The 26099-nt window shown below is 72.5% G+C and carries 16 protein-coding genes; 6 read left to right on the forward strand and 10 right to left on the reverse strand.

The annotated features are described in order from the left end of the window. Nucleotides 1-123: 123 nt before the first annotated feature. The 6 genes from ACFV9T_RS18970 to ACFV9T_RS18995 all read right to left on the reverse strand — a co-directional run bounded on the left by ACFV9T_RS18970 (nt 124) and on the right by ACFV9T_RS18995 (nt 8846). Nucleotides 124-1299, reverse strand: coding sequence for a S8 family serine peptidase (locus ACFV9T_RS18970; RefSeq protein WP_385441652.1), 1176 nt, complete (start codon nt 1297-1299; stop codon nt 124-126). After that, nucleotides 1296-2213: a hypothetical protein gene (locus ACFV9T_RS18975; protein ID WP_385441654.1), complete on the reverse strand. Its 918-nt coding sequence runs from the start codon at nt 2211-2213 to the stop codon at nt 1296-1298. The genes ACFV9T_RS18970 and ACFV9T_RS18975 overlap by 4 nt, the downstream gene beginning before the upstream one ends. 256 nt (nt 2214-2469) lie before the next feature. After that, nucleotides 2470-4116, reverse strand: coding sequence for an ArnT family glycosyltransferase (locus ACFV9T_RS18980; protein WP_385441656.1), 1647 nt, complete (start codon nt 4114-4116; stop codon nt 2470-2472). An 88-nt stretch (nt 4117-4204) separates the two neighbouring features. Further along, entirely contained in the window at nt 4205-4993 is a 789-nt protein-coding gene (locus tag ACFV9T_RS18985; protein ID WP_385441658.1) for a CAP domain-containing protein, read from the reverse strand. Between the two features lie 406 nt (nt 4994-5399). Continuing rightward, nucleotides 5400-6161: a GNAT family N-acetyltransferase gene (locus ACFV9T_RS18990; RefSeq protein ID WP_385441660.1), complete on the reverse strand. Its 762-nt coding sequence runs from the start codon at nt 6159-6161 to the stop codon at nt 5400-5402. 399 nt (nt 6162-6560) lie between these two features. Continuing rightward, nucleotides 6561-8846 carry a HelD family protein gene (locus ACFV9T_RS18995; protein ID WP_385441724.1) on the reverse strand — a complete coding sequence of 762 codons (2286 nt, stop codon included), beginning with the start codon at nt 8844-8846 and terminating at the stop codon, nt 6561-6563. A 247-nt stretch (nt 8847-9093) separates the two neighbouring features. Between ACFV9T_RS18995 and ACFV9T_RS19000 the strand changes: the two genes are divergently transcribed. The 6 genes from ACFV9T_RS19000 to pcaB all read left to right on the forward strand — a co-directional run bounded on the left by ACFV9T_RS19000 (nt 9094) and on the right by pcaB (nt 19072). After that, nucleotides 9094-9420, forward strand: coding sequence for a CU044_2847 family protein (locus tag ACFV9T_RS19000; protein ID WP_385441662.1), 327 nt, complete (start codon nt 9094-9096; stop codon nt 9418-9420). 16 nt (nt 9421-9436) lie between these two features. After that, nucleotides 9437-11626 (forward strand): trypsin-like peptidase domain-containing protein, encoded by a 2190-nt coding sequence (locus ACFV9T_RS19005; RefSeq protein ID WP_385441665.1) that lies wholly within the window; start codon nt 9437-9439, stop codon nt 11624-11626. Between the two features lie 16 nt (nt 11627-11642). Next, complete coding sequence (locus tag ACFV9T_RS19010) at nt 11643-12617, forward strand: AAA family ATPase (RefSeq protein ID WP_385441667.1); 975 nt, start codon at nt 11643-11645, stop codon at nt 12615-12617. A gap of 9 nt (nt 12618-12626) precedes the next feature. Next, complete coding sequence (locus ACFV9T_RS19015) at nt 12627-15461, forward strand: SAV_2336 N-terminal domain-related protein (RefSeq protein WP_385441669.1); 2835 nt, start codon at nt 12627-12629, stop codon at nt 15459-15461. Nucleotides 15462-15701: 240 nt separating this feature from the next. Continuing rightward, on the forward strand, nt 15702-17675 hold the full coding sequence (locus ACFV9T_RS19020) for an FAD/NAD(P)-binding protein (RefSeq protein ID WP_385441671.1): 1974 nt from the start codon (nt 15702-15704) through the stop codon (nt 17673-17675). After that, a complete protein-coding gene (gene pcaB, locus ACFV9T_RS19025; RefSeq protein ID WP_385441673.1) occupies nt 17672-19072 on the forward strand; it encodes a 3-carboxy-cis,cis-muconate cycloisomerase in 1401 nt (466 codons plus the stop codon). Before ACFV9T_RS19020 ends, pcaB begins: the two co-directional genes overlap by 4 nt. 6 nt (nt 19073-19078) lie before the next feature. Here pcaB and ACFV9T_RS19030 read toward each other — a convergent pair whose 3' ends face one another. The 4 genes from ACFV9T_RS19030 to ACFV9T_RS19045 form a co-directional block, all read right to left on the reverse strand. Beyond that, nucleotides 19079-19549 carry a hypothetical protein gene (locus ACFV9T_RS19030; RefSeq protein ID WP_385441675.1) on the reverse strand — a complete coding sequence of 157 codons (471 nt, stop codon included), beginning with the start codon at nt 19547-19549 and terminating at the stop codon, nt 19079-19081. A 21-nt stretch (nt 19550-19570) separates the two neighbouring features. Then, nucleotides 19571-22816 (reverse strand): RHS repeat-associated core domain-containing protein, encoded by a 3246-nt coding sequence (locus tag ACFV9T_RS19035; protein ID WP_385441678.1) that lies wholly within the window; start codon nt 22814-22816, stop codon nt 19571-19573. Between the two features lie 36 nt (nt 22817-22852). Beyond that, the gene (locus ACFV9T_RS19040; RefSeq protein ID WP_385441679.1) at nt 22853-24301 is read right to left on the reverse strand and encodes a DUF6531 domain-containing protein; all 1449 of its coding nucleotides are present in this window, start codon (nt 24299-24301) and stop codon (nt 22853-22855) included. A 100-nt stretch (nt 24302-24401) separates the two neighbouring features. Further along, nucleotides 24402-25064, reverse strand: coding sequence for a LuxR C-terminal-related transcriptional regulator (locus tag ACFV9T_RS19045; RefSeq protein WP_385441726.1), 663 nt, complete (start codon nt 25062-25064; stop codon nt 24402-24404). Nucleotides 25065-26099: the final 1035 nt, after the last annotated feature.

Below are 26099 nucleotides of genomic sequence, written 5' to 3' on the forward strand. Positions count from 1 at the left end.
CGGGGCGCGCGGGGCGGCCCCAACGCCCCCCCGCCCGCCCCCCCCCCCGGGGGGGGGGGGGGGGCCCCGGGGGGGGGGGGGGGGGCGCCCCCCCCCCCCCCCCCGCCACATCCGTATCGGCGATCAGCCCCGCGGAGCGCTCGCGACGGCCGTGGCCGCGCGGCGGCGGCCCGCGCGGGTGATCAGCACCGCGCCGATGACCATCAGCAGCCCCACGCCCGCCGCGCCGAGGCCGATCGTCACCAGTTCCGTCTCCAGGGGCGGGTGCTGGGTCTTCGGCGTACCGTCCGGGGTGGCCAGATGCTCCTTGCCCGTGTACTTCGCCGGGTCCGTCCCGTCGGCGGGCGGGTTCGCGGAGGCCCGGACGGCGGCAGCCGCGTCGATCTGCCCGTACCCGACCAGCGCGTTGCGCCCGTCGGCCGGGTGGTTCGCCGTCTTCGTCAGCAGCGCGCGGATCTGGGCCGGGGTCAGCTTGTCGTTGTGCGACAGCATCAGGGCCACCACGCCCGAGGTGAGCGCGGCGGCGGGCGAGGTGCCGTTGACCGGCTCGTAGCCGCCCGTGTTCTTCGCGCTCACGATGGCCACGCCGGGTGCGGCCACCGAGTTGTACGTCCGTACGGTGGAGAACTCGGCGCGGGTGCCGTTCTGCTGGGTGGCGGCGACGGCGATCACGCCCGGGTAGCCCGCCGGGTACGAGGCGTCGTTGAACATGTCGCCTTCGTTGCCCGCCGAGGCGATGACCGGGATGCCCTTCTGGGCCGCCCGGGCCAGCGCGTCGACCTCGTCCTCGTCGACGCTGTCGCCGAACATCTCGCCACCGAGTGACATGGAGATCACATCGGCGCCGTGGTCGACCGCGTAGTCGATGCCCTGGCTGGTCGGACTGGTTCCGGTCTTGAATTCCCCCTGATCCTCCTTGTCGTCGATCACCCGGACCGACAGGATGCTCGCCTTCGGGGCCACCTTCAGGACGTCCGAGGCCATCGCGGTGCCGTGGGCGCCCCAGCGCGGATCGCCGGGCCGCAGACCGTCCTTGAGGAAGTCGGGGCCGGTGGTCACCTTGCCGTTCAGCGCCACGTGGTTGGTCATGACGCCGCTGTCCAGGACCGCGACCTTGACACCCTCGCCCTGCGCGGTGCTCTGCGCCGACGCGAGGCCGAGCGCCTTCGCCTCCCAGCTGGTGGGGGTGGGGCCCGCGGCGGCCGCGGGCGGCGCGGCCGCCACGCCCAGCACCGAGGCGAGGACGGTCGCCGTCATGGCCGTGGCGAGGCGCGCGGTGGTGTGTCGCCGGACGCTCATGAGACCCCCTCCGTCAGCAGGTCGAAGTAATGGACCTTCAGGGCGTCGACGAGGCCGTCGGCGGCGCCCCGCCACGGAGCCCGGTCCTGCTTGGCGTCGATGCTGTACTTGCCCCACTCGCCCGGCAGTTCGCCCGCCTTACGGCCGTCGACCGCACCGGCGGAGGCCACCAGGGCGTACGGGAGGCCGCTGACCGGCTGCCCCGCCGAGCCGTTGGCCCGAGCGTCGCTCCACTGGGCCGCGATGGTGCCGGGGACGGCGTACGCCTTCACACCCGGCCCCGGGTTGTCCTTCTCCTTCTCGGCGTCGAAGAACGTGCTCATCTCCGTGTCCATGGACGCGCTCTCCGGCAGGACGATCAGCGCCACAGTCGCGACCGTGTTGCCCGTCGGGTCCACATAGGTGGCGCGCAGCACGGCCTCGCAGCCGAGCTTCTCCGCCTGGGCCGAGGTGGCTCCGCTCAGCCCGTCTTCGCAGCCGGTGTCCTCGGATATCCCGACGCGGTGCCACTGGGCGCGCTCGCGGTCGGGCGTCCGGGCCTGGCCGGTGCCCTGCCGGGGCGCGACGAAGTCCGGGAACAGCTTGTCCGCGGGCTCGTTGCGCCACATCGACGCGCCGTACGCGGTGCGGTTGGGGATGTTCTGGCTGTGGTTCGAGTAGGCGTGTGCGGTCAGCGCGCCACCGCCCAGCATCGCGAGCGCGCCGGTGATGCCGAGGAAGGCGGAGAGGCAGGTGCGGCCCGTGCTCTTCCGCGGCGGCGCGGGCGGCGGCGATTGCGGGGCGGGCGCGTGGCCGTACGGTGCGCCCTGCTGGGGCCCTTGGCCGCCGTACGGTGTGCCCTGGGGTGGCTGTCCGCCGTACCCCGGTGTCCCCTGCCAGCCCTGCTGGCCGCCGGGTGGCGGGGGTGGTGGCATGGGTGGCATCGGCGGCGGGCCCTGCTGGGGTGTGTGTCCGTAGGGTCCTGCGCTGCCAGGGCCCTCAGGCGGTCTCGGGTACGACATGGGCACCCCTCCTCGGTGTGTCGGCGGCCGGTGAGCGGGCGCAGAACGGCAGAGGAGAGCGACCTCCAACAGCACACGCCCCCGCACGTGCGGAGATGACCTTACAGAGCGTGGCTGGATACGGACCAACCGGCCCCGGGCGGGCGGGCGGCCAGGCCCCGCACGGGCGTTATGCCCGGCGGTAGACGGTGATGGAGTGGCCGATCTCGTCGACCGGTCGGCTGTCCTCGATCAGCGCCGCGAGCCTGCCCCGCGCCTGGGCGACCGAGGAGTCCGAGACGGCGAGCAGCCCGTGCACCCGGCCCGGGGACACCCCGCGCGGATCGCGGGCGCGGATGCCGTACGCGGACGGCACACCGCTGCCCTTGTAAACCAGCCACACCCGCTCGTCCCGGTAGCGCCCCCGGAGGCGGTCGGCCAGCCGCCCCAGATCCTGGCCCCAGTCGACGTTCGAGTCGTGCAGATGGAGATGGGTCCTGGCCGGGCCGCCGAACGCCTCGTTGGCGTACGGCAGGTAGTACGGAAACGTGCGCAGCGAGCTGACCGCCACGCACACGGCCAGGGCCGCCGTCACACCACGGGCCCCTCGCCACCGGAGCGTGACCAGCCCGGCCGCGGCGACCGCCAGGAACATGGGCAGGAAGACGGCGTACCGCACGCCGAGGTCGCGGGCGCCGTTCATGGCCACGGCCAGCAGCACGGCGGAGGGCACCAGGACGTACGGCGCCGCAGGCCGCAGCCGGGGCGCCGCCACCATCGCGACGGCACCGGCGGCCCACAGCGCGAGCATGCCCAGGGGCGTCTTCACCAGCAGCGCGGCGGGCAGGTAGTACCAGAGCGAGCCGTGGTACCGGTGGCCGAACAGAAAGCCGCGCCACCGCTCGTTCTCGAATCCGAACTGGACGCGCATCCCGTCGCGGAACGGCTCCGGGACCGGCAGCAGGTCGACGGCGAGCCCGCGCAGCCCGTGCACGGCGGGCACATGGCCGGGCGTGGTCCAGCGCAGCCGCGGGTCCACGGCGAGATACGCGGCCCACACCACGGCAAGCGCCACCAGCGCCATGCCCACCGCGCCCGCCGCACCCCGCACCACACCCCGCCACCACCGGGTGCCGGGTGTGCGGCAGGCGTACGACACATACGAGAGCACCGCCAGGACCATCAGCACCGGAACCGCGGGCAGCGCGCTCATCTTGGTGGCCACGGCCGCGCCGAGCGCCGCCCCGGCGAGCGGCAGCTGTGTCCGGGGGCGGCACCGGGCCCGCCACAGCAGCCACACCGAGGTCAGCAGGAATCCGGCCATCGGTACGTCGAGCGTGGCGAGCGAGCCGTGCGCGATGGCATCGGGCGAGAACGTGTACAGCGTGAGCGCCGCCACTCCGCCCACCGGACCGGCCAGATCCCTTGCGAACGCGAAGACGACCAGCCCGAACAGCAGTGTCAGCACGATCACCGGCAGCCGCGCCCACAGCATCACCTGCCAGGAGTCGTTGCCCGACTCGTACAGCAGCCGCCGCCCCAGCGCCCCCTGGTCCCCGGCGAATCCGGGGGCCAGGCGGGCGTGGGCGAACTGCAGCCCGGTGGCGATGACGAGCTTGCCGAGCGGCGGGTGTTCGGGGTTGAACCGCAGGCTGTGTTCCCGCAGATAGGTCTGGGCCGTCCCCACGTACACCGGCTCGTCGATGGTCGGCGTCTGCTCCACGGCCGTCGTCACCATCGCGACGGCCATCTGCGCGAGCAGCACGGCCACGAGGGCCACGACGAGCACGGCCGCCCGGGTCCGGGTCACCCTGTCGAGGACACCAGCCACGCGCATGGCACCCGACCATAGTGGTACGCGTCCGCGAACGTGCTCAGGAACGCGAACTCGGCGCGCTCCGCGAGAGAACGCGGGAGGGCAGGCTCTAGCGGGCCGTGCCGAAGTCCTGCGTCCAGTAGTTGCCGGACCCGGAGAGGCCGACGCCGATCTCCTTGAAGTCGCAGTTCAGGATGTTGGCCTTGTGACCGGAGCTGTTCATCCAGCCCTCCATCACGCTCTTGGCCGAGCTGTAGCCGTAGGCGACGTTCTCACCGTAGGTGCTCCACGAGTAGCCCGCGTCCTCGATCCGGTCGCCCGGCTGGGATCCGTCGGACCCGGTGTGCGACATGTTGCTGTGCTCGGCCATGTCCTTGCTGTGGGCCTCGGCGGCCTTGGTGAGCTTCGCGTTCACCTTCACCGGCGAGCAACCCACCTTGGCGCGCTCGTCGTTGACGAGTTCCACGACCTGGGCCTCGGCGCTGGACGCCGCGGCCGTCGGGGAGGCGGCTGCCTTGGTGGTGGCGGCGGCCGTGGTGGCCGGGGCCTTGGACTTCGCCGCCACCGGGGCGGTGGCGGACAGGGTGGTGGCGGGGGCGGAGGTCGTACGGGCTCTCGGCGTGGCGGAGGCGGACCGCGACGCCCGCTCCGTCTCCTTCGCCCGCTTCACCGGCGCCGATTTCTCCGTGTCCCGGTGCTGGCTCTTCTTCTCCTGCCACCGCTCGCCCTGCCCGTGTTCCGCGGTCGCGCTGGTCTCCACCCCACGGGCCGCGTTGCCCTTGTCGTCCGGCCCGTCCAGACACGCCATCGCGACCGACGGCACACCCACGGCGGCCACCGCGACGGCGGCGACGGCTATCTTCCGGTGGTGCGTCTTCGTGGTCCGGTGCTTGCTCATGCGTGACCCTCACTCGGTAGTCGCGGTACGCCCTCCCCCGTGTACGGCTGACTCTGTGCGCAGCGATGCCAGGACTGCCGAGGCGCGGTGTGGGCCGTCATTGTTAGGTCCGCGTCGAAAGCAATGCAACAAGTGTTCGCTACTACCGGGGGTCGTAGTGCGGGACGTCGCTTGCGGTGGGACACCGAGGTGTGCTGCGCAGGTCCCGTGAAGGAGATGTGACGGTGTCCCGCCGTCAGAAACGCTGGTGGCCAGATGACTGGGCGGGACACCGGACCCGTGGCGAACCCGGATACGACATGTCGGCAAGAGCCGAAAAGTCTCCGATTTCGCCGAGCGGGTATCTACTATTGCGCCCCGTTCGTTCCGGGGCCCGGTGTGACTGTTGTCATGAGGTTCGCCGCGATCAGTTGGCGGCGATCCGGGCGGCCACGCAGGGGTCCTCGTTGCGGTAGCCGAGGCGGGTGTAGAGCCGTTCGGCGGGGGCGTTGTCGGCGAGCTGCCACAGGGTGCAGAAGCCGTGGCGGCGCACCGCGTACCGGGTCAGCCACGACGTCAGCGCCGCGCCGAGACCCTGGCCGCGCTGGGCGGCGTCGGTGGCGACGGACGCCATCAGCGGCGCCCCGCTGTCCCGCAGGCTGCTCATGGCGCCGCAGGCCACCAGATGGCCCTCGTCGTCACGGATTCCACACCACAGGCTCACATCCGCGGAGCCGGGGCCGGTCGAGTAGGCGGGGCTGTGTTCGCCGAGGAAGGCGAGCAGCTCGTCGTGGTGGCTCTCGTCGAGGACGACCACGCGCTCCTCGCCCCGCTGCACGGGAGGTTCCTCCAGTGTCCAGCGGAACACCCACTCCACGATGTCGTCCACCGGCAGGTGGCGGGCGACCAGGGTGTCGGTGCCGCGTGGCCCGGTGAACTCCCGCACCTGTTCCGGGCGGCGCTGCGCGGCGCGCAGGACGAGCCCGGCGGCCGCCTCCGGGCCGCCGACGGTCCACACATGCCCGCGGACGTCGTCGAGCCACGCCGCGGCGCCATTGCCCGACCAGCCGAACCGGCCGGCCGGTCGCTGTCGCGCCGCGCCGAACCGCAGCAGCGCGGAACCGGGTCGCAACTCCAGGCCCTGGTCGAACAGGTCCGTGGTCCGGGGAGGAAGAGTCGTTGCCAGCATCGCTCTCAGGAAGGACGTAGTGGAGGGACGGCGGCAGCCCGGACACGCGCGGGCGCGACCGGAGACTGCCTACTGGGGTATGGGGGACCCGTCGGCGGCTGCGCGCGCGGGCGCGCCCGGCCGATCGGGGCGGTCTACTCTCGCATACGGCCCCCGGCCTGGGGCAAATCGGCGGAGGCCGCCCACCAGGCGTTCGTCCGACCGCCCCGGCCGCGTCCCCCGCCGTTCAGGTTTCCGCCGCCGGGCGCCCCCTGACCTGGGCGGGGTCAACCGCCCGGCGGCTACGGGCGATCCGGTCCGGACGTCGCTCGCCGAAGCGCGGGCGACCGGCACGGGTCCCGCGGTGGCGGCGGGGCGCGGCGCGCCGCTGCGTCTCCACGCCGCCACACCGCGCTCGGCTCACCGCTCCGGCGAGACGGCCACGTCCTGCTCGTCCTGCTCGTCCTGCGGCTCAGACAGCTCAGACAGCGGCGCTGCCAGCCCGGCCAGGCCCTCCGGGAGCGTCCCGGTGTGCACGACGCCCAGCCGCTGGGTCGCCCGGGTCAGCGCCACGTACAGATCGCTCGTCCCGAACTCCCCCGGCTCGGCCACGATCACCGTGTCGAACTCCAGCCCCTTGGCCTGCCGCGGGGCCAGCAGCACCACCGGGCTGGTCAGGTCCGGGGAGCGGCCCGAGGACGCCTCCGGAAGCGCCGCAGCGAGGGCGTCGTGGTGGCCGGGCTGGGCGATCACCGCCACACGGCCCTCCGCCCCCGACTCCCGCGCCACCGCGTCGGCCACCGCGCCGGGCAGGTCGGCGGTGTGCCGCGCCCACGGACGTACGCCGGTGGCGCGGACCGAACGCGGCGGCTCGAAGTCCGGGTCCGCGGTCCGGGCCACCTCCGCCGCGACGGCCATGATCTCCGCCGGGGTGCGGTAGTTGACGCCGAGCCGCGTGTGCTCCCAGCGGTCCTCGACGTACGGGGCGAGAATCGAGGCCCAGGAGCCGCAGCCGCCCGGCTCCGCGGTCTGCGCGGGGTCGCCGACGAGCGTCATGGAACGGGTCGGGGACCGGCGCATCAGCAGCCGCCACGCCATCGGGGACAGCTCCTGAGCCTCGTCCACGATGATGTGGCCGAAGGCCCAGGTGCGGTCGGCGGCGGCGCGTTCGGCGGCGCTGCGGTGGTCGATCTCCTCGTTGCGGTCCGCCAGGCGCTCGGCGTCGATGAGGTTGTGGGCGGCCAGCACCTCCGAGTCGTCTTCCTCGCGGTCCTCGAACTCCTGGGTGCGGGAGCCGTAGGAGAGGTCGAGCACGCCCTGCGCGTACTCGATGCGCTCCAGCCGCGCCCCCTCGGCGGCGGCGCGGGCCGCCGAGTCGTCCTCGCCGACCAGTTCGGCGGCCTCGTCCAGCAGCGGCACATCCGCCGGGGTCCACTCACCGCCGGTACGGCGGATCGCGGCGGCGTCGGCGTCGGACACGTGGACGGGGTCGGTGAGGAAGTCCGCGACCAGCTGCTCCGGGGTGAGTTCGGGCCACAGCTCGTCGATGGCGGCGTGCACCTCGGGGCTGGCCGCGATCGCCTTGCCGAGCTGGGCGATGTCGTCGGGGCCGAGGAGGTTCGGGCCGCCGTACGGGTCCGCGCCGATCCGGTCGGTCAGCTGGGCGGTCAGCCCGTCGATGACGCTGAACGCGAAGTGCGGGCGGGCCAGGTTGTGCGGCAGCCGGGTCTCGCGCGCCCGCCACCGCGCGTCGCTCGCGATGTCCGCGTCCAGGACCAGGTCACCGTCGTCGTGGTCGATCACGATCTCCGGGTCGGGCATCGCCTGCCGGTCCTGAACGAAGCGGGCCAGGGCATCCGCCATGGTGGCGCGGCCCTTGGCCTCGGCGGCCTCCGGGGTGTCGGTGCCGGTGGCCGTCACGCCGGGGAACAGCTCGCCGAGCGTGGCGAGCAGCACACCGGTCTCGCCGAGCGCGGGCAGCACCTCGCCGATGTACCCGAGGAACGCCGGGTTGGGCCCCAGGACGAGCACCGCGCGGCGGGCCAGCAGCTCGCGCTGCGCGTACAGCAGATACGCGGCGCGGTGCAGCGCGACCACGGTCTTCCCGGTGCCGGGGCCGCCCTCGACGACGAGGACACCGTGGTGCGGGGCGCGGATGATCCGGTCCTGCTCGGCCTGGATGGTCTGCACGATGTCGTGCATGCGGCCGGTGCGGGCCGAGTCGAGCGCGGCGAGCAGCACGGCGTCCGCGTCGCTGTTCTCGTGCCCGGTCCGTGCGGTGTCGTCCAGGTCCAGGATCTCGTCGTGCAGGGCGGTGACCTGCCCGCGCTCGGTGGTGATGTGGCGCCTGCGGCGCAGCCCCATCGGGGTGTGCCCGGTCGCCAGGTAGAACGGGCGCGCCACATCGGCCCGCCAGTCGATGACCAGCGGGGTGCGTTCCACGTCGTCGCGCCGGATGCCGATGCGCCCGATGTGGTGGTCGCGGCCGTCGCGGAACTTCAGCCGCCCGAAGCACAGCCCCCGCTCCCCCGCGTCGAACGCGGCGAGCAGCCCGGACCGCTCGGCCACCAGCACATCGCGCTCCAGCCGCGCCTGGAAGTTCCGCCCCTCCATCGACAGGGCGTCACTCACCGCCTCCTCGGCCCCGGCCCGCAATTCGGCGAGACGCGCATGGAGCAGGTCGATGAATTCCTGCTCCTGACGCAATTCCGCGTTTGACAATTCAACTCCCGCTGGATATGATGACTTCATCGAGTATTGGTCTGCCTAGAAATAAGGTAGACATGCAAATCACCAATATACGCAGAGAAACGCTCCGGCCGTCAAGGCGAACGGAGCGTCTTTTGTTTTCCGCGTGTTCCGCCGGGCGCCCATGGGTAGTTTGAGCGATGTCCACGTTCGGGTGGGCGGTGGGCCGGCCGGTCATCGGCCGGTGGACATCGGGGGGAACAACATGACACAGGTCGAACTGCCGGACGGAACGGTGATCGAGGCGCGGATCTCGGACGCCGCACAGCTCGGCCGGGGCCCCGGCGGCTACAGCGACACCGGGTTGTCGGACGCGTTCACGGCCCGGGTCGAGGGGCTGACCGAGATGGTCAGGGGCGTGGCCACCAGCATGCGGCAGGCGACGGCGGCCGCGGCACCCGACGAGGTCGCGGTGACCTTCGGAGTCGAGCTGGCCGCCAAGCCGGGCAAGGTCGTGAGCGTCCTCGCGGACGGTGAGGCGAAGGCGTCGGTCACGGTCACCCTCACCTGGCGGGACGGGGCCGCGCGCTGACACCGCTCCGACGGCGATGTCGGACAACGAACGAGGGCTGCGGCAGCGGACGGCCGAGAACAATCTGCGCGACCTCGTCCAGGACGTCACGGTGTGGATCCACAGCCCGGTATCCGGCGGCGCACCGGCCCCGACCGACTTATGGGGCAGCGGATTCTTCGCGGCTCCCGGGCGGGTGCTCACCTGCGCTCATGTTCTGCTGCGCGGCTCGGGGCGGACCGCCGAATGGAAGGGCACCTCTGCGATCGGCGTCACCTACCGCACGGGCCGGGACCTGGTGACGACCACGGGGAAGCTGCTCCACTCCCTGCCCGGGTGGGCGGATGTGCCCGGGGGCTCGGAGAACGCATGGCCGACCCCCGACCTGGCCGTCATCAAACTGACCGACCCGGTCGGCGATCACCCGTGCGCATGGCTCTCCGACCTCTCCACCCCGCCCCACGGGCAGGGCGGCAAGGTGCTGCTCCAGGGGTTCACGGCCGACGAGACCGGCCCGGTATACCCCTGGACCGGCGATTGCACGGTCGAGGGCGCTCAGGAGAACCATGTCTTCCGCCTCGGGATCGAGGGCGGAGAGATCCGTTTCGGTGTCTCCGGCGGCCCGGTGGTCGACCTCGGCCGCGGCGCGGTCGTGGGGGTCGTCAAGGCACAGCGCAACGACCGGGACGGCGGAAAGGCCGTGCAGCTCACGGCCCTGCGGGAGCTGCCGCTCGAGGTGGCGGGATCGGATCCGTACCAGGACCTGATGACCGCCCATGACCACTGGCACCGGATGGCGCAGCACCCGCCGAAGGCGGCCCGGAACACCTGGACCGACGTCCAGGGCGGCCTCCCCCTGTCGAGCGGGCTGTGGCAGCCCGTCGACCGCACCAAGGCGCTGGGGCTGCTCGCCGAGCTTCCCCCGGCGCCGGACGTCGGCACGGTGGAACGGCTGGTGGTGGAGGCGGGCGCGGAACAGCCCAGCAGCCGCACCGCTCCACCGCGCGGCTGGCGGGACGGGGCGGGGCTGCTGTACGACCCGACCGGGCAGAACGAGATCGTCGTCTTCCTCGACTATCTTCTGCGGGTGGCGCGGAGCGTGCGCGCCGAGTGCCCGCGGGGCGCGCTCAGCCTCCAGGACTGGGCACTGGACCGGGCCCACGCACTGCCGTGGTCGCTGCGGAAGCTGCTGGCCGGGCTGGTGTTCGTGCCCGATGCGGTGGAGCTGGCGGTGTCCGTGCCTCCGGCCCCGCCCGAGCCGGAGCCCGTGCCTGTGCCCGTGCCCGAGCCCGAACCGGAATCAGAGCCCGAACCGGAGCCCGCGTCTGAGCCCCGGCCGGAGCCCGAACCCGGCCCGGAACCGTCTCCGGAGCCGGAGCCGGAGCCGGAGCCGGAGCCGGAGCCTGAACCGGAACCGCTGGAGCGTCCCGATCCCTCCGTCGTCGTGCTCGACCTGCGCGCCGACTGGTGGCAGGAGAACCGCTACCGCTGGACGGCCCGCCTCGTCACCTCGCTCGGGGAGGTCGAACTGCTCGCCATGGGCGAGGATCTGGGCCCGGCCGAACTGGCCGATCCGCCTGGGCGGTTGCTCGACGCACTCCACCACGCGTTCCTGCGCGCCGACGCCGGTGATCACATCGCCCCCGTCGAACTCCACCTCCCGCAGGAGCTGTTCGACATCCCCGTGGACGAATGGGCCCTCAGGCGGCGTCCGCTCGGCGCGACCCGGGCCGTGATCGTGGTCGACCAGGCGGCCCCGGAACATCCGCCCAACGGGTGGCGCTCCCGGTGGCGGGCCACGCCACCCACCGCGCCACGCCCGTTCGCCGTCCGGCTGGACTCCCTCGCGGCGGACGACCGCGCGCGATTCCCCGGCCCGGGCGCCGTGTTCGTCCACGACGGCCCGGTCGGCGACGGCCACAGGGCGGAGCGTGTGCGGCGGGCGCTCGACCACGGCCTCACGACCCTGCTGTGGCGGCGGTACCCGCCCGCCGGGGATATCACCGGGAGCGCCGGGGCACAGGAGCGGTTCCACCGGGTGGCCGCCGAGTTCGTCGCGGGTGTCGCCACGCTTGCCGATCTTCCTTCGGCCGTCGCGAAGTTGCGCGCCCGGCACTGGCGGGGCGACCCCGATACGGACTGGGCCCGCGGCATCGCCCTGCTCCACCACGACCCCAGTCGGCGCCCCGGCGGGGCACCCGCATCCGATCTGCTGGAGACACCATGACCGCACAGGAGCAGAAGTGACCGAATGGCTCATTTACCGGGGCACGGGAGAGCCGCACGACGGCATCGCGGAGCTGCCGTCCCCGCCGCCCTGGCGGCGCTTCGACGGCGGTCCGCCACTTCCCGGGCCCGCGGCGCTCGACTCGGCGTCCACGCGCCGCCTCGGGCACCCGGCACACGCGTACCGCCCCGGGCCGGAGGAGCTGGAGATGGTCAACGCGGCGCTGTACCTGCGGCGCCCGCTGCTCGTCACGGGCCCGCCGGGCGCGGGCAAGAGCACCATTCCGCACGCGGTCGCGCATGAACTGGGGCTGGGCCGTGTTCTGCGGTGGCCGATCGTGAGCCGCTCGGCGCTCCAGGACGGGCTGTACGGTTACGACGCCATCGCCCGGCTGCAGGACAGCCAGCTCGGCGGGTCGGCCGAGGACATCGGCCGCTATCTGAGGCTCGGGCCGCTGGGCACCGCGCTCCTGCCGTGGGAGCGTCCGCGGGTGCTGCTCATCGACGAGATCGACAAGAGCGACGCCGGCTTCCCCAACGATCTGCTGAATGTGCTGGAGGAAGGGGAGTTCGAGGTCCCGGAGCTGGTGCGGCTGGCGGATCCACCCGTCGTGGAGGTGGCGACGGACGACGGCGAACGAGCCCCGGTCACCGGGGGCCACGTCCGCTGCCTCGCCTTTCCGCTGGTGGTGCTGACCAGCAACGGCGAACGGGACTTTCCGGCGCCCCTGTTGCGCCGCTGCCTCCATCTCCACCTCGCGATGCCCAACCACGAGCGGCTCACCGCGATGGTCGTGGCCCACCTCGGCGAGGAGGCCGCGCAGGAGTCGGCGGCCCTGATCGAACGCTTCCTCGACAGCGCCCCCGGCGACCTCCGGGCCGTGGACCAGCTCCTGAACGCCATCTACCTGGCCGTCCTCACCTCCGGCGGAGCGGTCACCCGGGACCGGCTGGCCGAGCAGCTCATGCGGCCGCTCAACCGGCCCTGGTGAGGTGGGACCGTGACCGCGCATGAGCCGATCCGCCGACTCCTCGACCGACTGGCCGAGGCGGGCCACCCCGTCGACGTGGTGTCCGTCGCGGACGCGCTGTGGCTCGCCCAGTGGGCCGGGCCCGGACCCGGTGCGCGGCCACGGCAGGGCGTAGCGGCAGCACCGCGGCAGCCGGAGGTGGGCCCTCCGATGGCCGCCCAGGAACCTGGGCCGGAGACAGTTCTTTTGTACCCGCCGCCGGTGCGGCCCGGCAGCCTGCCGCCCCGGCACATCCCTCCGCCGCCCCCGCCGATACGCGAAGCGCTGCCCGGACTCCTGCCCCTGGAGCGGGCCCTGAGGCCGCTGCGGCGACTCCGCTCCACGGTGGGTCCGGTGCCCCGGGCGCTGGACGAGGAGGCGACGGCGGATCTGTCGGCCCGTGCGGGCCTGCTCCTTCCGGTGCTCGGGCCCGCCCGCGACGTACCCACCCTGTCCCTGAATCTGCTCTTCGACTCGTCCTCCTCGATGGTCGTCTGGGAGCGGACCGTCGAACAGGTGCGGCAGGTCTGCGAACGGAGCGGCGCGTTCCGCGATGTGCGGCTGCTGCGGCTGCACCCGGCCCCCGACGGCGGCCTCGCCATCGGCACACGCGACGACCCGGCCCGCCGGGCGCGCCCGGCCGACGAGCTGCGGGACCCCACAGGACGGACGTTCACACTGCTGGTCAGCGACTGCGCGGGCCCGCTGTGGCGCAGCGGCGCTGCCCAGCGGTTTCTGCACCGGCTGGCCTCGCTGGACGCGCCCGTGGCGGTGCTCCAGCCCCTGCCGCAGCGGCTGTGGGAACGTACAGTGCTGCGGCCGGGACCCGGCCGGCTGTGGCAGGGACACGGACCGGGCGCGCTCCCCGTCTTCCGGCCGCAGGACGGCCCTCCGGCGCCGGGGGCGCTCGCGGTCCCCGTACTGCCCCCGTCGGCCGCGGCGCTGGGAGCCTGGGCGCGGATGCTCTCGGGAGCGGTACCGGAAGGGATCAGGGCCGCCGCGGCCTGGGTGGAGCGCGACCATCCGGCGGTGCCGGAGCCGAATCCGCAGTGGGCACCGCTCGGCGCCGAGGAGCTGATGAGCCGTTTCCGGGCGGGCGCCTCGCCCGCGGCGCGCAGGCTGGCGACGTATCTGGCGGCCGTCCCGCTGGTGCTGCCGCTGATGCTCACCGTCCAGCGGACGATGCTGCCCGACGGGGGCCCCTCCGAGCTGGCCGAGGTGCTGTTGAGCGGGCTGCTCTCGCACGCCGACCCGGCGGGTGCCGGGCACACGGTGTACCTCGGGGACGGCGCCGGGAACATGGCGGGCGTCGAGGACGGCCCATGGTACGACTTCGCGCCCGGCGTCCGGGAGCTGCTGCTCAACCTGCTCTCCCGGGACGAGGCGGCCCTGATCCTCAAACTCGCCTCCACTCATGTGGAGCGCGCCTTCGGCGCCGGGAGCCCCAACTTCCCGGCCCTGGCCGTCGGCCATCTGATCGGCACCGGCCCGGCACCGGCCGCGCGTCCGGTTCCGGGCGAGCCATCGGGCCCGGAAGGGGTGCCCGCGCCCTTCGCCGCGGTACCGGCGCTCGTGGTGCGCCGATTCCTGCCGGTCACCGCCGTACGGCCACGGACGTACGGTACGCGGCTGGCCGAGGCCCGTGCGCTGCACGCCCGGTACGAGACGGGGGGCGACGCAGGGGCGCTGTACCAGGCGGTGGCGGTCCTGCGCGAGCTGGACGCGGACCGGCGGGGCCCGGAGACGGACCAGGTGACCACGGAGCTGGGCGGGGCGCTGCTCTCCCTGTGGCGGCTGGGGCGTGACCCCGCCGTCCTCGACGAGGCGGTGGCGCTGATGCGCTCGTGCGTGGGGCGGCTGGGCGAGGGGCCACCCGCTCCGTGGCTCGGCAGGGCCCACCAGACGCTGGGGCGGCTGCTGCGGGAGCGTGCCGGGATCCGTTCGTCCGGCCACCGCGAAGAGGAGGCCGTCGAGTCGCTGCGACAGGCGGAGCGCACGTTGGACCGGGCGTCACGGCTGCTGGTGCCGGACACGGACGCGGTGCTGGAAGCGGTGCTGGAACGGGCGGCGGTGCTCCATGAATTGTGGGGTCTGATCGGCGACGACCAGTTGCTGCACGAGGCGGTGGGCGGGCTGCGCGCGATGGCCGGTGCCCAGTCGTTCTGGGCCCCGCACACCGCTGATCTCCATCTCCAGCTCGGCCGGGTGCTGCTCACGCTGGCGGCCACGGCACCGGCGGACCGGGAGGAGCGCCGTCGCGGGTACGCGGCCGACGCGGTGGAGGAGTTGACGGCCGCCCGGAAGCTGCTGGACGTCGAGCCGGACGGGCCGTCGCGGATGAGCGCTCTGCTGCTGGATCTGGCGCGTGCCCGGGAACTCACCGGCGACGCGGGCGCGTCCGTACCGGCCACGCTGGAGGAGGCGCTACGCGCCAGCGAGTACGCCCCGGCGACGCGGCCGACCGTCCTGACGCGCCTCGGTGAGGCGTGGCGGGCGCGCTTCGCGGCGGGCGACGGGGACACCGCCCTGGCGCGGGCCCTCGATTTCCTGCGGCGGGCGGCCGGTGAGACCGCCACGGGCTCCGCGGAGCGCACGGCCGTTCTGGAGACGCTGGGGGCGACACTTCTCGACCTCGCCGGATCCGGCGCACCGGACGGCCTCGCGGCGGCGCGGGAGGCGGTGGACGTGCTGAGGGAGGCCGTGCTGACCACGCCCGGCACGGACCCCGGGCGGAGCGAGCGGCAACTGCTGCTCGACCGGGCGCTGGACGTACGGCGCCGGGCCGAGCGGGCGGCGGCCGAGGCCGACGGCGCGCCGCCGGGGTGAACGCCCCGGCGGGGCCCGGCGGGCAACTGGGGCGATGGCCGGGGGCGCTGCTCAGTCGTGGCGGGCGACTGGGGAAAACGGCGCGCGGCGACGGAAACGCACCGCTCCCCATACGCTGCTCGCGCGAGAGAGCACCCCGGTTGTGGCACCCCTCGGAGCCGAAGCGAGAGCGAGGATCGAGATGTTGTCCGCGATGTCCGCCACGAAACCACAGGAGTCCGGTGGCCAAGGAGCGCGCCGATGAGCGGCGGCCATCTGGAGGTGTGCGTCGTCGGCGCCGGGCCCCGGGGGCTGTGTGTGGTGGAGCGGCTGTGCGCCAACGAGCGCGCGGCGCGGTCGTACGAGACCATCACCGTGCACGTCGTCGATCCGGCGGCGCCCGGCGCGGGGGCGGTGTGGCGCTCCGGCCAGTCCCGGCATCTGCTCACCAACACCGTCGCGTCCCAGATCACCGTCTACACCGACGACAGCGTGCGCATCGAGGGCCCGATCGAGCCGGGTCCGAGCCTGTACGAGTGGGCGCGGAGCCTCGCCCGGTTCGGTGAGCCGGGCGAGTACGACACGCCCACGCTCGCCGAGGCCCGGGCGCTCGGCCCCGACGCGTACCCCACCCGGGCCTTCTACGGCCGCTATCTGCTGGACAGCTTCCAGCGGGTGGCCGCGCGCGCCCCGGAGCACATCACGCTGAGGGTGCACCGCTCGCGCGCGGTGGCGATGGCGGACACCAGCGGGGTGCCGGGCGGGCCGCAGGGCATCCGGCTGGCCGACGGCACCCGCATCCACCAGCTGGACGCCGTGGTCCTGGCCCTCGGACACCTGCCCGCCCACCTCACCCCGCGCGAGGAGCGCACCGCCAGCCTGGCCCGCATCCACCACCTCGGCTATGTCACCCCGGCCAACCCGGCCGATGTGGACACCGGTTCCATCGGCGCCGGGGAGCCGGTGCTGCTGCGCGGGCTCGGCCTCACCTTCTTCGACCACATGGCGCTGTTCACCACCGGCCGCGGCGGGGTGTTCGACCGGGTCGGGGACCGCCTGGTGTACCGGCCCTCGGGGCGCGAGCCGGTGATGTACGCCAGCTCGCGCCGCGGGGTGCCGTACCACGCGCGCGGCGAGAACCAGAAGGGCGCCTCCGGCCGCCACGTTCCGCGGCTGCTCACCCCCGAGACCATCGCCGGGCTGCGCCGCCGCGCCGCGGCGGGCGACCGGGTGCGCTTCCGCGCCGATGTGTGGCCGCTGATCGCGGCGGAGGTGGAGAGCGTCTACTACGGCACGCTGCTGACCTCGCGTGGCGCCGACCCCGGGCCGTTCACCGACCGCTTCCTGGCCGCCTCGCCGCAGGAGCGGGCCACGCTCCTGGACACGTACGGCATCGCCCCCGGCGACCGCTGGGACTGGGAACGACTCCAACAGCCCTGCGCCGAGCGGGAGTTCGCCGACCGGGCGGAGTTCCGGACCTGGCTGCTGGACTATCTGGCCCGGGACGTGGCCGAGGCGAAGGCGGGCAACGTCGACGGTCCGCTCAAGGCGGCGCTGGACGTGCTGCGGGATCTGCGCAACGAAGTGCGCCTGGCCGTGGACCACGGCGGTCTGGACGGCGCGTCCCATCTGGCCGAGCTGGAGGGCTGGTACACCCCGCTCAACGCGTTCTTGTCCATCGGCCCGCCGGTCTCCCGTATCGAGGAGATGATCGCGCTCATCGAGGCGGGCGTCCTGGAGGTCACCGGCCCCGGCACCCAGGTGTGCATCGACACCGAACGGCCCGCGTTCGTCGCGCAGTCCACGCTGGTGCCCGGGGAGCAGGTGCGCTCCCGGCATCTGATCGAGGCCCGGCTGCCGGTGCCCGACGTACGCCGCGCCGCCGATCCGCTGCTGCGCCATCTGCTGCTCACCGAGCAGTGCCGCCCGTACCGGATCGAGGGGGAAGGCGGCACCGGTTACGAGACGGGCGGGCTCGCCGTCACCGAGCGGCCGTGCCATGTCGTCGACGTGCGGGGGCGGGTCCATCCGCGCCGGTTCGCCTACGGTGTCCCGACCGAGTCGGTGCACTGGGTGACGGCCGCCGGGATACGCCCCGGCGTGGACTCGGTGAGTCTCGGCGACGCCGACGCGATCGCCCGTACCGTCCTGTCCCTGTCCCCCGCCCCCATCCCCCGGACACCCACGCCGCGCACCGCGGCCGGGGGCACCCACCTGACGGGAGTGATCGTGTGAGCGACCCCCTGACCGACGCGGGCCTGCTCTCACCCGTGCGCGCCGGAACCCCCGCCGAGGCGGCGGTGTGCGACCTGGCCTGGCTGCAGGCCATGCTCGACGCCGAAGCCGCGCTGGCCCGCGCCCAGGCCCGGCTGGGCAGCATGCCGCGGTCCGCGGCCGACACCATCACCCGGGCGGCCCGCGCCGAACGGCTCGATCTGCGGGCGATCGCCGTCGGGGCGCGGGAGACGGCGAACCCGGTGGTCGGCCTGGTGCGGGCGTTCACCGAGGTGGTGGCGGCCGAGGACCCGGCCGCCGCCGAGTACGTCCACCGCGGCTCCACCAGCCAGGACGTGTTCGACACCGGCGCCATGCTGGTCGCACGGAACGTCCTCCGGCTGATCCGGACGGACCTGGACACCGCCGCCCACGCGCTGGCCCGGCTCGCGGCCGAGCACCGCGACACCGCGATGGCGGGCCGCACCCTGACCCTGCACGCGGTGCCCACCACCTTCGGGCTCAAGGCGGCGGGCTGGCGCGAACTGCTCCTGGAGGCGCGCCACCGCATCGGCACCGTCGCGGACACCGGCCTGCCGGTGTCGCTCGGCGGCGCCGCGGGAACCCTGGCGGGCTATCTCGAATACGCCGGACTCGACGGCACCCCCGGCCCCGGGCCCGTCGAGCCCGGCGGCTATCTCGACGATCTGGTGGCCGCGTTCGCCGCCGAGACCGGACTCGCCCGGCCGGTGCTGCCGTGGCACACGCTGCGCACCCCGATCGCCGACCTCGCCTCGGCCCTGGCGTTCACCGCCGGAGCGCTCGGCAAGATCGCGGTCGATGTGCAGTCACTGGCCCGCACCGAGGTCGGCGAGGTCGAGGAGCCCGCCGCCCCCGGCCGTGGCAGCTCCTCGGCCATGCCGCACAAGCGCAACCCGGTCCTGGCCACCCTGCTCCGCAGCGCCGCCCTCCAAGTCCCGCCCATGGCCACCGGCCTGACCCAGTGCCTGCTCTCCGAGGACGAACGCTCGGCGGGCGGCTGGCACGCCGAATGGCAACTGCTACGCGAATGCCTCCGCCTCACCGGCGGCGCCGCGCACACCGCCGTCGAACTGACCGAGGGCCTGCGGATCCGGCCCGCCCGGATGGCCGACAACCTGGAGCTGACCGGCTCCCGCATCGTCTCCGAACGCATCGCCGCCGTCCTCGCCCCCCGCCTGGGCAAGGCAGCGGCCCGGCAACTGCTCGACACGGCGACGGCCGAAGCCGAGCGCACCGGCCAGCCCCTCGCGAAAGTCCTCACCGCCCTGCCCGAGGTGGACCTCCCCGCCCCGGAACTGGCGACGCTCTGCGACCCGGCCCACTACACGGGCGCCGCGGGCCCCCTGGTCGACCGCGCCCTGCGGCCCCGCGCCTGACGGTGTTCAGGGCGTGATCCGGTCCGAGACCAGAACGTAGTCGTAGTACATAGGGTCGCCATCGTCGTCCATGGGATATTCGTAGCTGCTGGTATTGGCAAGGATGATGTTGAGGTCCGGCAGTCCGTCAAAGCCGAGATCGTTCTCTTCCACCGGATGGCCCCGCTCCTCCAACTGCTGCTGCAACTCCTCATGCGGCGTGCGGAAGACATCCAGCCCCTCCAGCAAGACACGGACGTCCGCATCCTCATTACGGAAGCGCGACACCTCGATGGAGTTCAGACTCTCGTCCTGACGGAAGATGAGCACAAAGGTGAACCGGAATTCCTCGTGAGCGACGACGAACTTTCCGGGCGGTCGCTCATCCGGGTGATTCGCGACCGTACCCCACTCCCGGGCTGCCGCCATCGCCTCGTCAAAGTGCATGCCGATCCGAAACGACGCGACACCGGCATGCGGCAAAAGTTCGATATCCATCCTTGACCTTTCATTATCGGGTCACTGCAACAGGGCGGCTTCATCGATCGTCCAGCCGCGCTTTGCGAGCATGTCCTGCAGAGGCTTGTTGTCCTTCAGGCTGGCCACCATGTCTTCGATGTGCTGATCATACTTACCGGGGAATTTGTGCTTGATGTCATCGATGTCCATCTTCATGGCCTCGGTGATCTTCCCCTGGCTGACCAGATCCCGCTGCCACATCTGCCAAGCCTGCGCTTGCGGGTCGAAATCGGTACTGCGTAGTTGTTTGTGATCCCCCAGCTCCATGCGGATGGATGGGCCGTAATTGACCTTTTGTTTCTTATGGTGTTTGCCTGCCCGGTAGAAGCCCGGATCGGTGATATCCTTCCAAGCCGCCTTGGCCGGGATGTGATTGCGTTCCATGTCGATGGGCGACAGGCGGTTCCCGTTGCTGTCCACCAGATTGGACGGCTGGAGCCCGTAGTACCAGCCACCGTCATCCGTGCACCCCTTGGCAATCAACCCTTCGGGGTCCATCCGCGTATGCGGGTTGGTGACATACGCGACCGGATTCGGTGACGGCCCAAGGCCGAGGGGGTCGGGTGAGGTGTAGCGGGCCGTCTCGGGGTCGTAGTGGCGGAAGTAGTTGTAGTGGAGGCCGGTTTCCGGGTCGTCGTACTGGCCCGGGAACCGCAGTGGGGTGTACGCGGCGGCGCCGCGGCTCCAGGACGTGGCACCCCACACGGTGGACCGCCCGCGCCAGGCGATCTCGCCGGACTCGTCGATCAGCTCCGTAGGCGCGCCGATGAGGTCGGTGACGATGGCGAAGAAGCGGCTGTCAACTTCGGACTGCGCGGACTCGGGGTCCAGACGGCGTTCGAGCTGCGCGAGCGGTTGGTAGCCCTCGTAGTCCCAGGTGAGGGTGAGACCGGTGGCCGGGTCCGTCTGTTCGGCCAGAGTGCTGCCGTCCCAGCTGAAGCGGAGGGATTCGAGCACGGTGCGGCCGTCGTCCGCCGTCCGGTGCTTGCCGGTACGGCGCCCGAGCGGATCGTACGTATATCGCCATATCGTGCCGTCCGGAGTGGTGCAGGAGACCAGCCGGTCCTCGGCGTCCCACTCGTAACGCCAGGTGTCGGGCTTCCTCGACAGCCGTGTCTTCTGCCGTAGGACGACCCTCCCCGCCGCGTCGTACTCGTACCGCACCTTGCCCGCCGTGAGCACCCGGGTTCCCTCATAGGTGCGCTCGCCGCGGCTCTCGGTGCGGCGGGCCTTGTCGGGCCACTCGGCCCGGGTCTGGTTCCCCGCGGCGTCGTACGCATAGCTCTCGGACCAGGTCTCGGCGGTGACGCTCAGGGGGCGTCCCACCGGGTCGAGGTCGACGTGGGTGTGGCCGCCGGTCGGTTCATCGGTCGTGGAGGTGAGGAAACCGTCGGTCCGGTAGCCGTACGTGCGCGAGCGCAACGTACGCGTACCGCTGGACACCGAATGGGAGGTCAGGCGGCCGATCTCGTCCCAGCCCGAGGCGAGGGTGATGGGCGCGTCGGTCGGCCCGAAGGTGCGCAGGAGTTCATGGCCCAGCACATCGTGGGTGAAGTCCAGGGTGTGGCCGGAGGCGGAGACGCGGACCCGGTTGCCTACGGCGTCATAGGCGAAGTCCGTGACCGCCCCGGTGGGGGTGGTGCGCGAGATGAGCTGGCCCGCGGTGTCGTAGCCGTATCGCATGGTGCGGCCGTCGACGGTTTCCGACACGAGTCGGCCCATCGCGTCCCGTTCGAGGGCCACGGCCGAAGTGGGCGATACGGCTCGGGTCAGCCGGTCTCCGGCGTCGTATGTGTAGCGGGTGACGACACCGTCCGCGTCTTTCGCCAGCACGTTGCCCAGGGGATCGAACGTCATGGAGATGTGCTGGCCGAGCGGGGTGACGCGGGTGGTGAGCCGCCCCATCGCGTCATACGCGTAGGTGGAGGTGCGGCCGTCGAAGTCGGTCTCCGACATCAGCAGGCCGGACGGTCCGTAATCGTATGTCCAGGACATCCCTTGCGGATTGCGCACCTCGGTCAGGCGCAGTTCGGTGTCATAGGTGAACTCGTACCGCACCCCGTCGGCGCCGGTGCGGGCCGCCAGCCGGTCGAACCGCGTGTACTCGAAGCGGGCGATCGTGCCAAGGGCGTTGGTGCACGAGAGGCAGTTGCCCTCGTCGTCCCAGGTCCACGAGTCGGTCGCGCCGTCCGGTGTCACCCGGCGCGACAGCCGTCCTTCCGGTGTCCATTCCAGCCGGGTGACCGCTCCCGAGGGGTCGACGCTCTCGACCGGTCGGCCGAAAGCGTCGCGCTCGACCGCATAGGTGCCGCCGAGGGCGTCGGTGACGGACAGGGTGACACCGGCCTGGTCGTTGGTGCGCCGTTCCGTGTCACCCGTGGGGTAGGTGACGGTGGCCAGCGCTCCCGTCACATCGTGGGTGAAGCGGGTGGAGGTGCCGTCGGGCGCGATGACGGCGGTCCGGTTGCCGCGCTCGTCGAAGGTCTGCCGCCAGGTCGTGCCGTCAGGGCCGGTGAGCGCCTCCGGCAGATGGTGTGCGTTGTAGGAGGCCGTCGACTGCCGTCCGTCGGGGAACTGGACCGCGGTGAGGTTGCTGTTGTCGTCCCAGGTGAAGTGGGCGGTGTTGCCGAGCTGGTCGGTGCGGGAGAGCAGATTGTCCCAGCGGTCCCATTCAAAGTGGACGGTGTGGCCCAACGGATCGGTCTCGGCGATGACCTGGCCGAGACCGTTGAATCGGGTCACTGTGACCGCGCCCGTGGAGTCGGTGAACCGGGTGACGCGGTGGGTCAGGTCGTAGGAGAAGCGGGAGGAGAGCGCGCCGTCCGGGCCGATGGTCTCCACCACGCGGCCCGCCGTGTCGTACACGTACCTGTACGTGTAGTCGTTGCGGTCGGTCCAGGAGGTCACGCGTTGCGCGTCGTCGTACGTGAACCGCAGTGGCGCGCCTGAGGAGTTGGTGATCGCGTCGAGGTTGCGGCGGTCGTCGTAGCCGAAGGACGTGAACCGGACGGGCCCCTCCGGGGTGTGCAGGGCCAGTGCGGTGACCCGGCCCAGCTCCGCGTCGGTGGTCACGAGGACGCGGTAGCCGGCCTCGTGGAGGACCGTGGTGGGGAGGCCGTCCTGGTCGCGGCTGATCTGGATCGCGTTGCCGTTGCGGTCCTCGATCTCACGGAGCCAGTACAGCTCACTCGAACGGTAGACGTTGCCGGTGAAGCGCCGGACCAGACCGGATCGCGGGTCACTCACGGCATAGGTGACGTCGCCCAGCTCCGTCCGGCGGACCTAGGTGAGCGGCAAACGGTCGCCTTCGAGCGGCCATACCTGCTCCTCCTCGTCGCCGGGCAGGCTGGGGTAGAGAAGCAGTGAGCCGTCCTCGCGAGCCCACACGACTCCCTCGGGGATCACCTCCAGCCGCTCGTCGAACGTCGAGGCCCAGCTCACGCCGAAGCAGTGGCCGTAGCGGTAGCCGGATATGTGCGTGCGGCAGAGGATGAGGGGCAGCACGCCGGGGAGGGAGAGGTCCGTCTGGGACATCACCATCTCCCCGCTGGCCATGTCGACCGGGTCGGTCGCACAGCGCCGCTTGTTCAGAGAGATGCCCTTGCCGCGAGGATCGTCCTTGACGTCGCGCATCGAGTTCGGCTTGACGTGGGAGGCGCCGCCCTTGCCACCGTTGGGCGCCTTCCAGCCGTCGTTGTTGCGGTCCTTCCCCCGGAAGCTCGCGCCGATGTCGATGTCGTTGTGCTTGTTGTCGATGGAGATCTGCTTGACGGCCTTGGGCAGCTTGGTGGTGACGTGGTCGTCCATGGTCTTGAGCGCCTTCTCCAGGGCGCCCACGGCCTTGTCCGCGACCGGGTCGATGGCCTCCGCGATGCTGTCCCGCCCGCGAGTGCGGCTGTGATGCGACTTCGCCTTGCCCAGCTTTCCGGCGGTCTTGGTACGGAAGTTGACGCTCAGGCCGCTGAGCTGAGTGGAGGCGTGGTCATGCTCGCTGTGCTCGATGCGCAGGCCCTTGGACTTGCCGCCACCGCCACCGCCACCACCGGAGCCGCCCGCCGAGGCCAGGTGCATGCCCTCCTTCGCGCCCTGCACACCGTCCTTGAAGCCGTCCTTGCCCGCCTGCTGGGCCTGGCCGAGGTCCACGCCGTCCTGCAACCCCATCGCGCTGGCACCGACTTGGACGACGAGGTCGGCAGCCAGGTTCTCCAGGGCGGCCACCGCCGGTTCGGTCAGCGCGGCGACGATGTAGCCGACCGCCTCCTCCGCGCACTCCTTGATCAGCCGCCGGACCGCCTCCTGCGTCGCCCGTATCGCCCCCGCGCCCAGCAGCGCCGACAGACCACCTGTCACCGGGATCAGCGACAGCGCGATACCGGCCTCACTCGCCAGATAGCCCAGCTGGACCAGCGCCGCGCCCTTCATCCCCTCGACCGCCGTGGCCGCGGTGTCCATCGCCCCGGCGATCGTCCGTGCCGCCGACGCGATGTCCTTGATATGGGTGCCCTTGACCTTGCCCCAGTGAAGGTTGAGGGCATCCATCACCTCGCCGTACCCGGAGGACAGCAGCCGCTCCACATGGCCGTTGGCCAGCTGCCCGTCGTCCTCCAAGTCGTCGGCGAACTCCCGCAAAGAATCCGCCATATCGCGATAGGCGTCCTCATCGATGTTCGGCCACGAGACGCCGATCACATCCAGCAGCGTGTCGGCCCAATCCGGCACTGTGACGGCCACGTTCCCCATCCCCCTGTCAACGCACATGCGTTCAGCGTTTGCGTGTGCGCATCAAGTTTCGCATGCGATCAGTTTTGATCATCGCAGGCGCACCCTGGGGCTATGACTGGCCGGATGCCTCCAGGACATCGCGGAGTTGGGCTCGGGCCGTGACGCCGAGTTTGGGGAAGCTGCGGTAGAGGTGCGAGCCCACGGTGCGGGGTGAGAGGAAGAGGCGTTCGCCGATCTCGCGGTTGCTCAGGCCCTTCGCGGCGAGGCGGATGATGTGCTGCTGCTGGGGGGTGAGGGTGGTGAGGGCGTCCGGGGTGGCGGGGGCCGGGTCTACGCCCGCGGCGCGGAGTTCGGCCCCGGCGCGGTCGGTCCAGGGGTGGGCGCCGAGGCGGCGGAAGGTTTCCAGGGCGGTGTGGAGGAGAGGGCGGGCGTCGGTGATGCGCTGGGCGCGGCGCAGCCATTCGGCGTGGTCCAGGAGGATCTGGGCGCGTTCGAAGGGCCATTGGCGGCCCGCCGGGTCGGCCAGGGCCGAGTGGAAGTGTGGTTCCCGCGCGGGACGGGTCGAGCAGGGCGTGGGCGCGGTGGAGCAGGGCGCGCATCCGGGGTGAGGGGTCGTCGGCGAGCCGCTTCTCGGTGCGTTCCACGATGGCGGCGGCCTCCGCGTGGTGGCCGGTGCGTACGGCCGCGGCGGCGAGTTCGGCGATTCCGGGGTGGGAGCACGCGTAGTGGACGGGGTCGCCGTCGGCGGTGAACAGCAGGCGGAACTGTTCATACGCGGTCGCCTGGTCGCCCTCGGCGACGGCGGCCATGCCCAGCGCCCAGCGGGCGCGGACCGCGACCGCGCGGCTGCGGTGCGGGTCGATGAGGGCGAGGGCGTCCGACGCGGCGGTGCGGGCCTCGGCGGCCTGGCCGGTCAGGGCGAGCGGGGCGGCCTCGAGGGACCGTACGGCGGCTTCGAGGTGGGGCAGCCCGGCGACGGAGGAGGCGGTGTTCGCGGCGGCGATGCGGGCCTGCGCCCACAGCCCGTGGTCCAGGTACGCCCACCCGGCGGTGCAGCCGAGGCCGGTGGGCAGGGTGCCGCGCAGCCGCCAGCGGTCGAGGGCGTCGTCGAAGATCCGTACCGCGAGGGCCGTCTCGTCGAGCAGCCAGGCCATCGCGCCGAGGGAGTTGAGCAGCGCGGGGTCGCCGTCCGCGCGTTCCACCAGCGCCGGGAGCGCCGCCACGTGTGCGGAGCGGTGCTCGGTGGGGTCGGTCACGGTGAGCGTCCAGGGGTCGCCCTGTGCCCGTGCCCGTATGGTGCGCCGGTGGTCCTCGTCGCCGGAGTAGAAACCGGCCACGGAGGCGAGGACGGTGGCCGTCCGGCGCAGCCGGGGGTCCTCCGCGGCGCGCGTCAGCAGCGTCAGGGCGGTGTCGTGCTCGGCGCTCAGCGTGAGCACCTGCCCGACCCGCAGCGACGCCTCGGCCACCAGCGCCGGGTCGTCGGTGAGGGCGCGGGCCCGGGCGGCGAGTTCGCGTACCCAGTGGGGCTGGCCGGTGGCGACGGCCTCGCGGCCGGCCGCCACCAGGCGGCGGGCACGGTCGTGGGGTGTGGGGCTCAGCTCGGCGGCGCGCTCCAGCGCGGTGACGGCGGCGGTGTACCCGCCGCGTTCCCGGGCGCGGCCCGCGGACTCCTCCAGCGCGGCGGCGATCTCCTCGTCCGGGCCCTCCGCGGCGGCGGCCAGATGCCAGGCGCGGCGGTCGGGTTCCCCCGCAAGTGACGCGGCGAGGTCGCGGTGTGCCCGGCGCCGGGCGGCCAGCGGTACGGAGT

Origin of the sequence: Streptomyces sp. NPDC059850 (genome assembly GCF_042731515.1) — a bacterium.
Taxonomy (GTDB): domain Bacteria; phylum Actinomycetota; class Actinomycetes; order Streptomycetales; family Streptomycetaceae; genus Streptomyces.

Coding starts and splice junctions, on each gene's coding strand:
- ACFV9T_RS18970 (WP_385441652.1), bottom strand. CDS start 1,299: ATGAGCGTCCGGCGACACACCACCGCGCGCCTCGCCACGGCCATGACG.
- ACFV9T_RS18975 (WP_385441654.1), bottom strand. CDS start 2,213: ATGCCACCACCCCCGCCACCCGGCGGCCAGCAGGGCTGGCAGGGGACA.
- ACFV9T_RS18980 (WP_385441656.1), bottom strand. CDS start 4,116: ATGCGCGTGGCTGGTGTCCTCGACAGGGTGACCCGGACCCGGGCGGCC.
- ACFV9T_RS18985 (WP_385441658.1), bottom strand. CDS start 4,993: ATGAGCAAGCACCGGACCACGAAGACGCACCACCGGAAGATAGCCGTC.
- ACFV9T_RS18990 (WP_385441660.1), bottom strand. CDS start 6,161: ATGCTGGCAACGACTCTTCCTCCCCGGACCACGGACCTGTTCGACCAG.
- ACFV9T_RS19000 (WP_385441662.1), top strand. CDS start 9,094: ATGACACAGGTCGAACTGCCGGACGGAACGGTGATCGAGGCGCGGATC.
- ACFV9T_RS19005 (WP_385441665.1), top strand. CDS start 9,437: ATGTCGGACAACGAACGAGGGCTGCGGCAGCGGACGGCCGAGAACAAT.
- ACFV9T_RS19020 (WP_385441671.1), top strand. CDS start 15,702: ATGAGCGGCGGCCATCTGGAGGTGTGCGTCGTCGGCGCCGGGCCCCGG.
- ACFV9T_RS19030 (WP_385441675.1), bottom strand. CDS start 19,549: ATGGATATCGAACTTTTGCCGCATGCCGGTGTCGCGTCGTTTCGGATC.
- ACFV9T_RS19045 (WP_385441726.1), bottom strand. CDS start 25,064: ATGAACAGTTCCGCCTGCTGTTCACCGCCGACGGCGACCCCGTCCACT.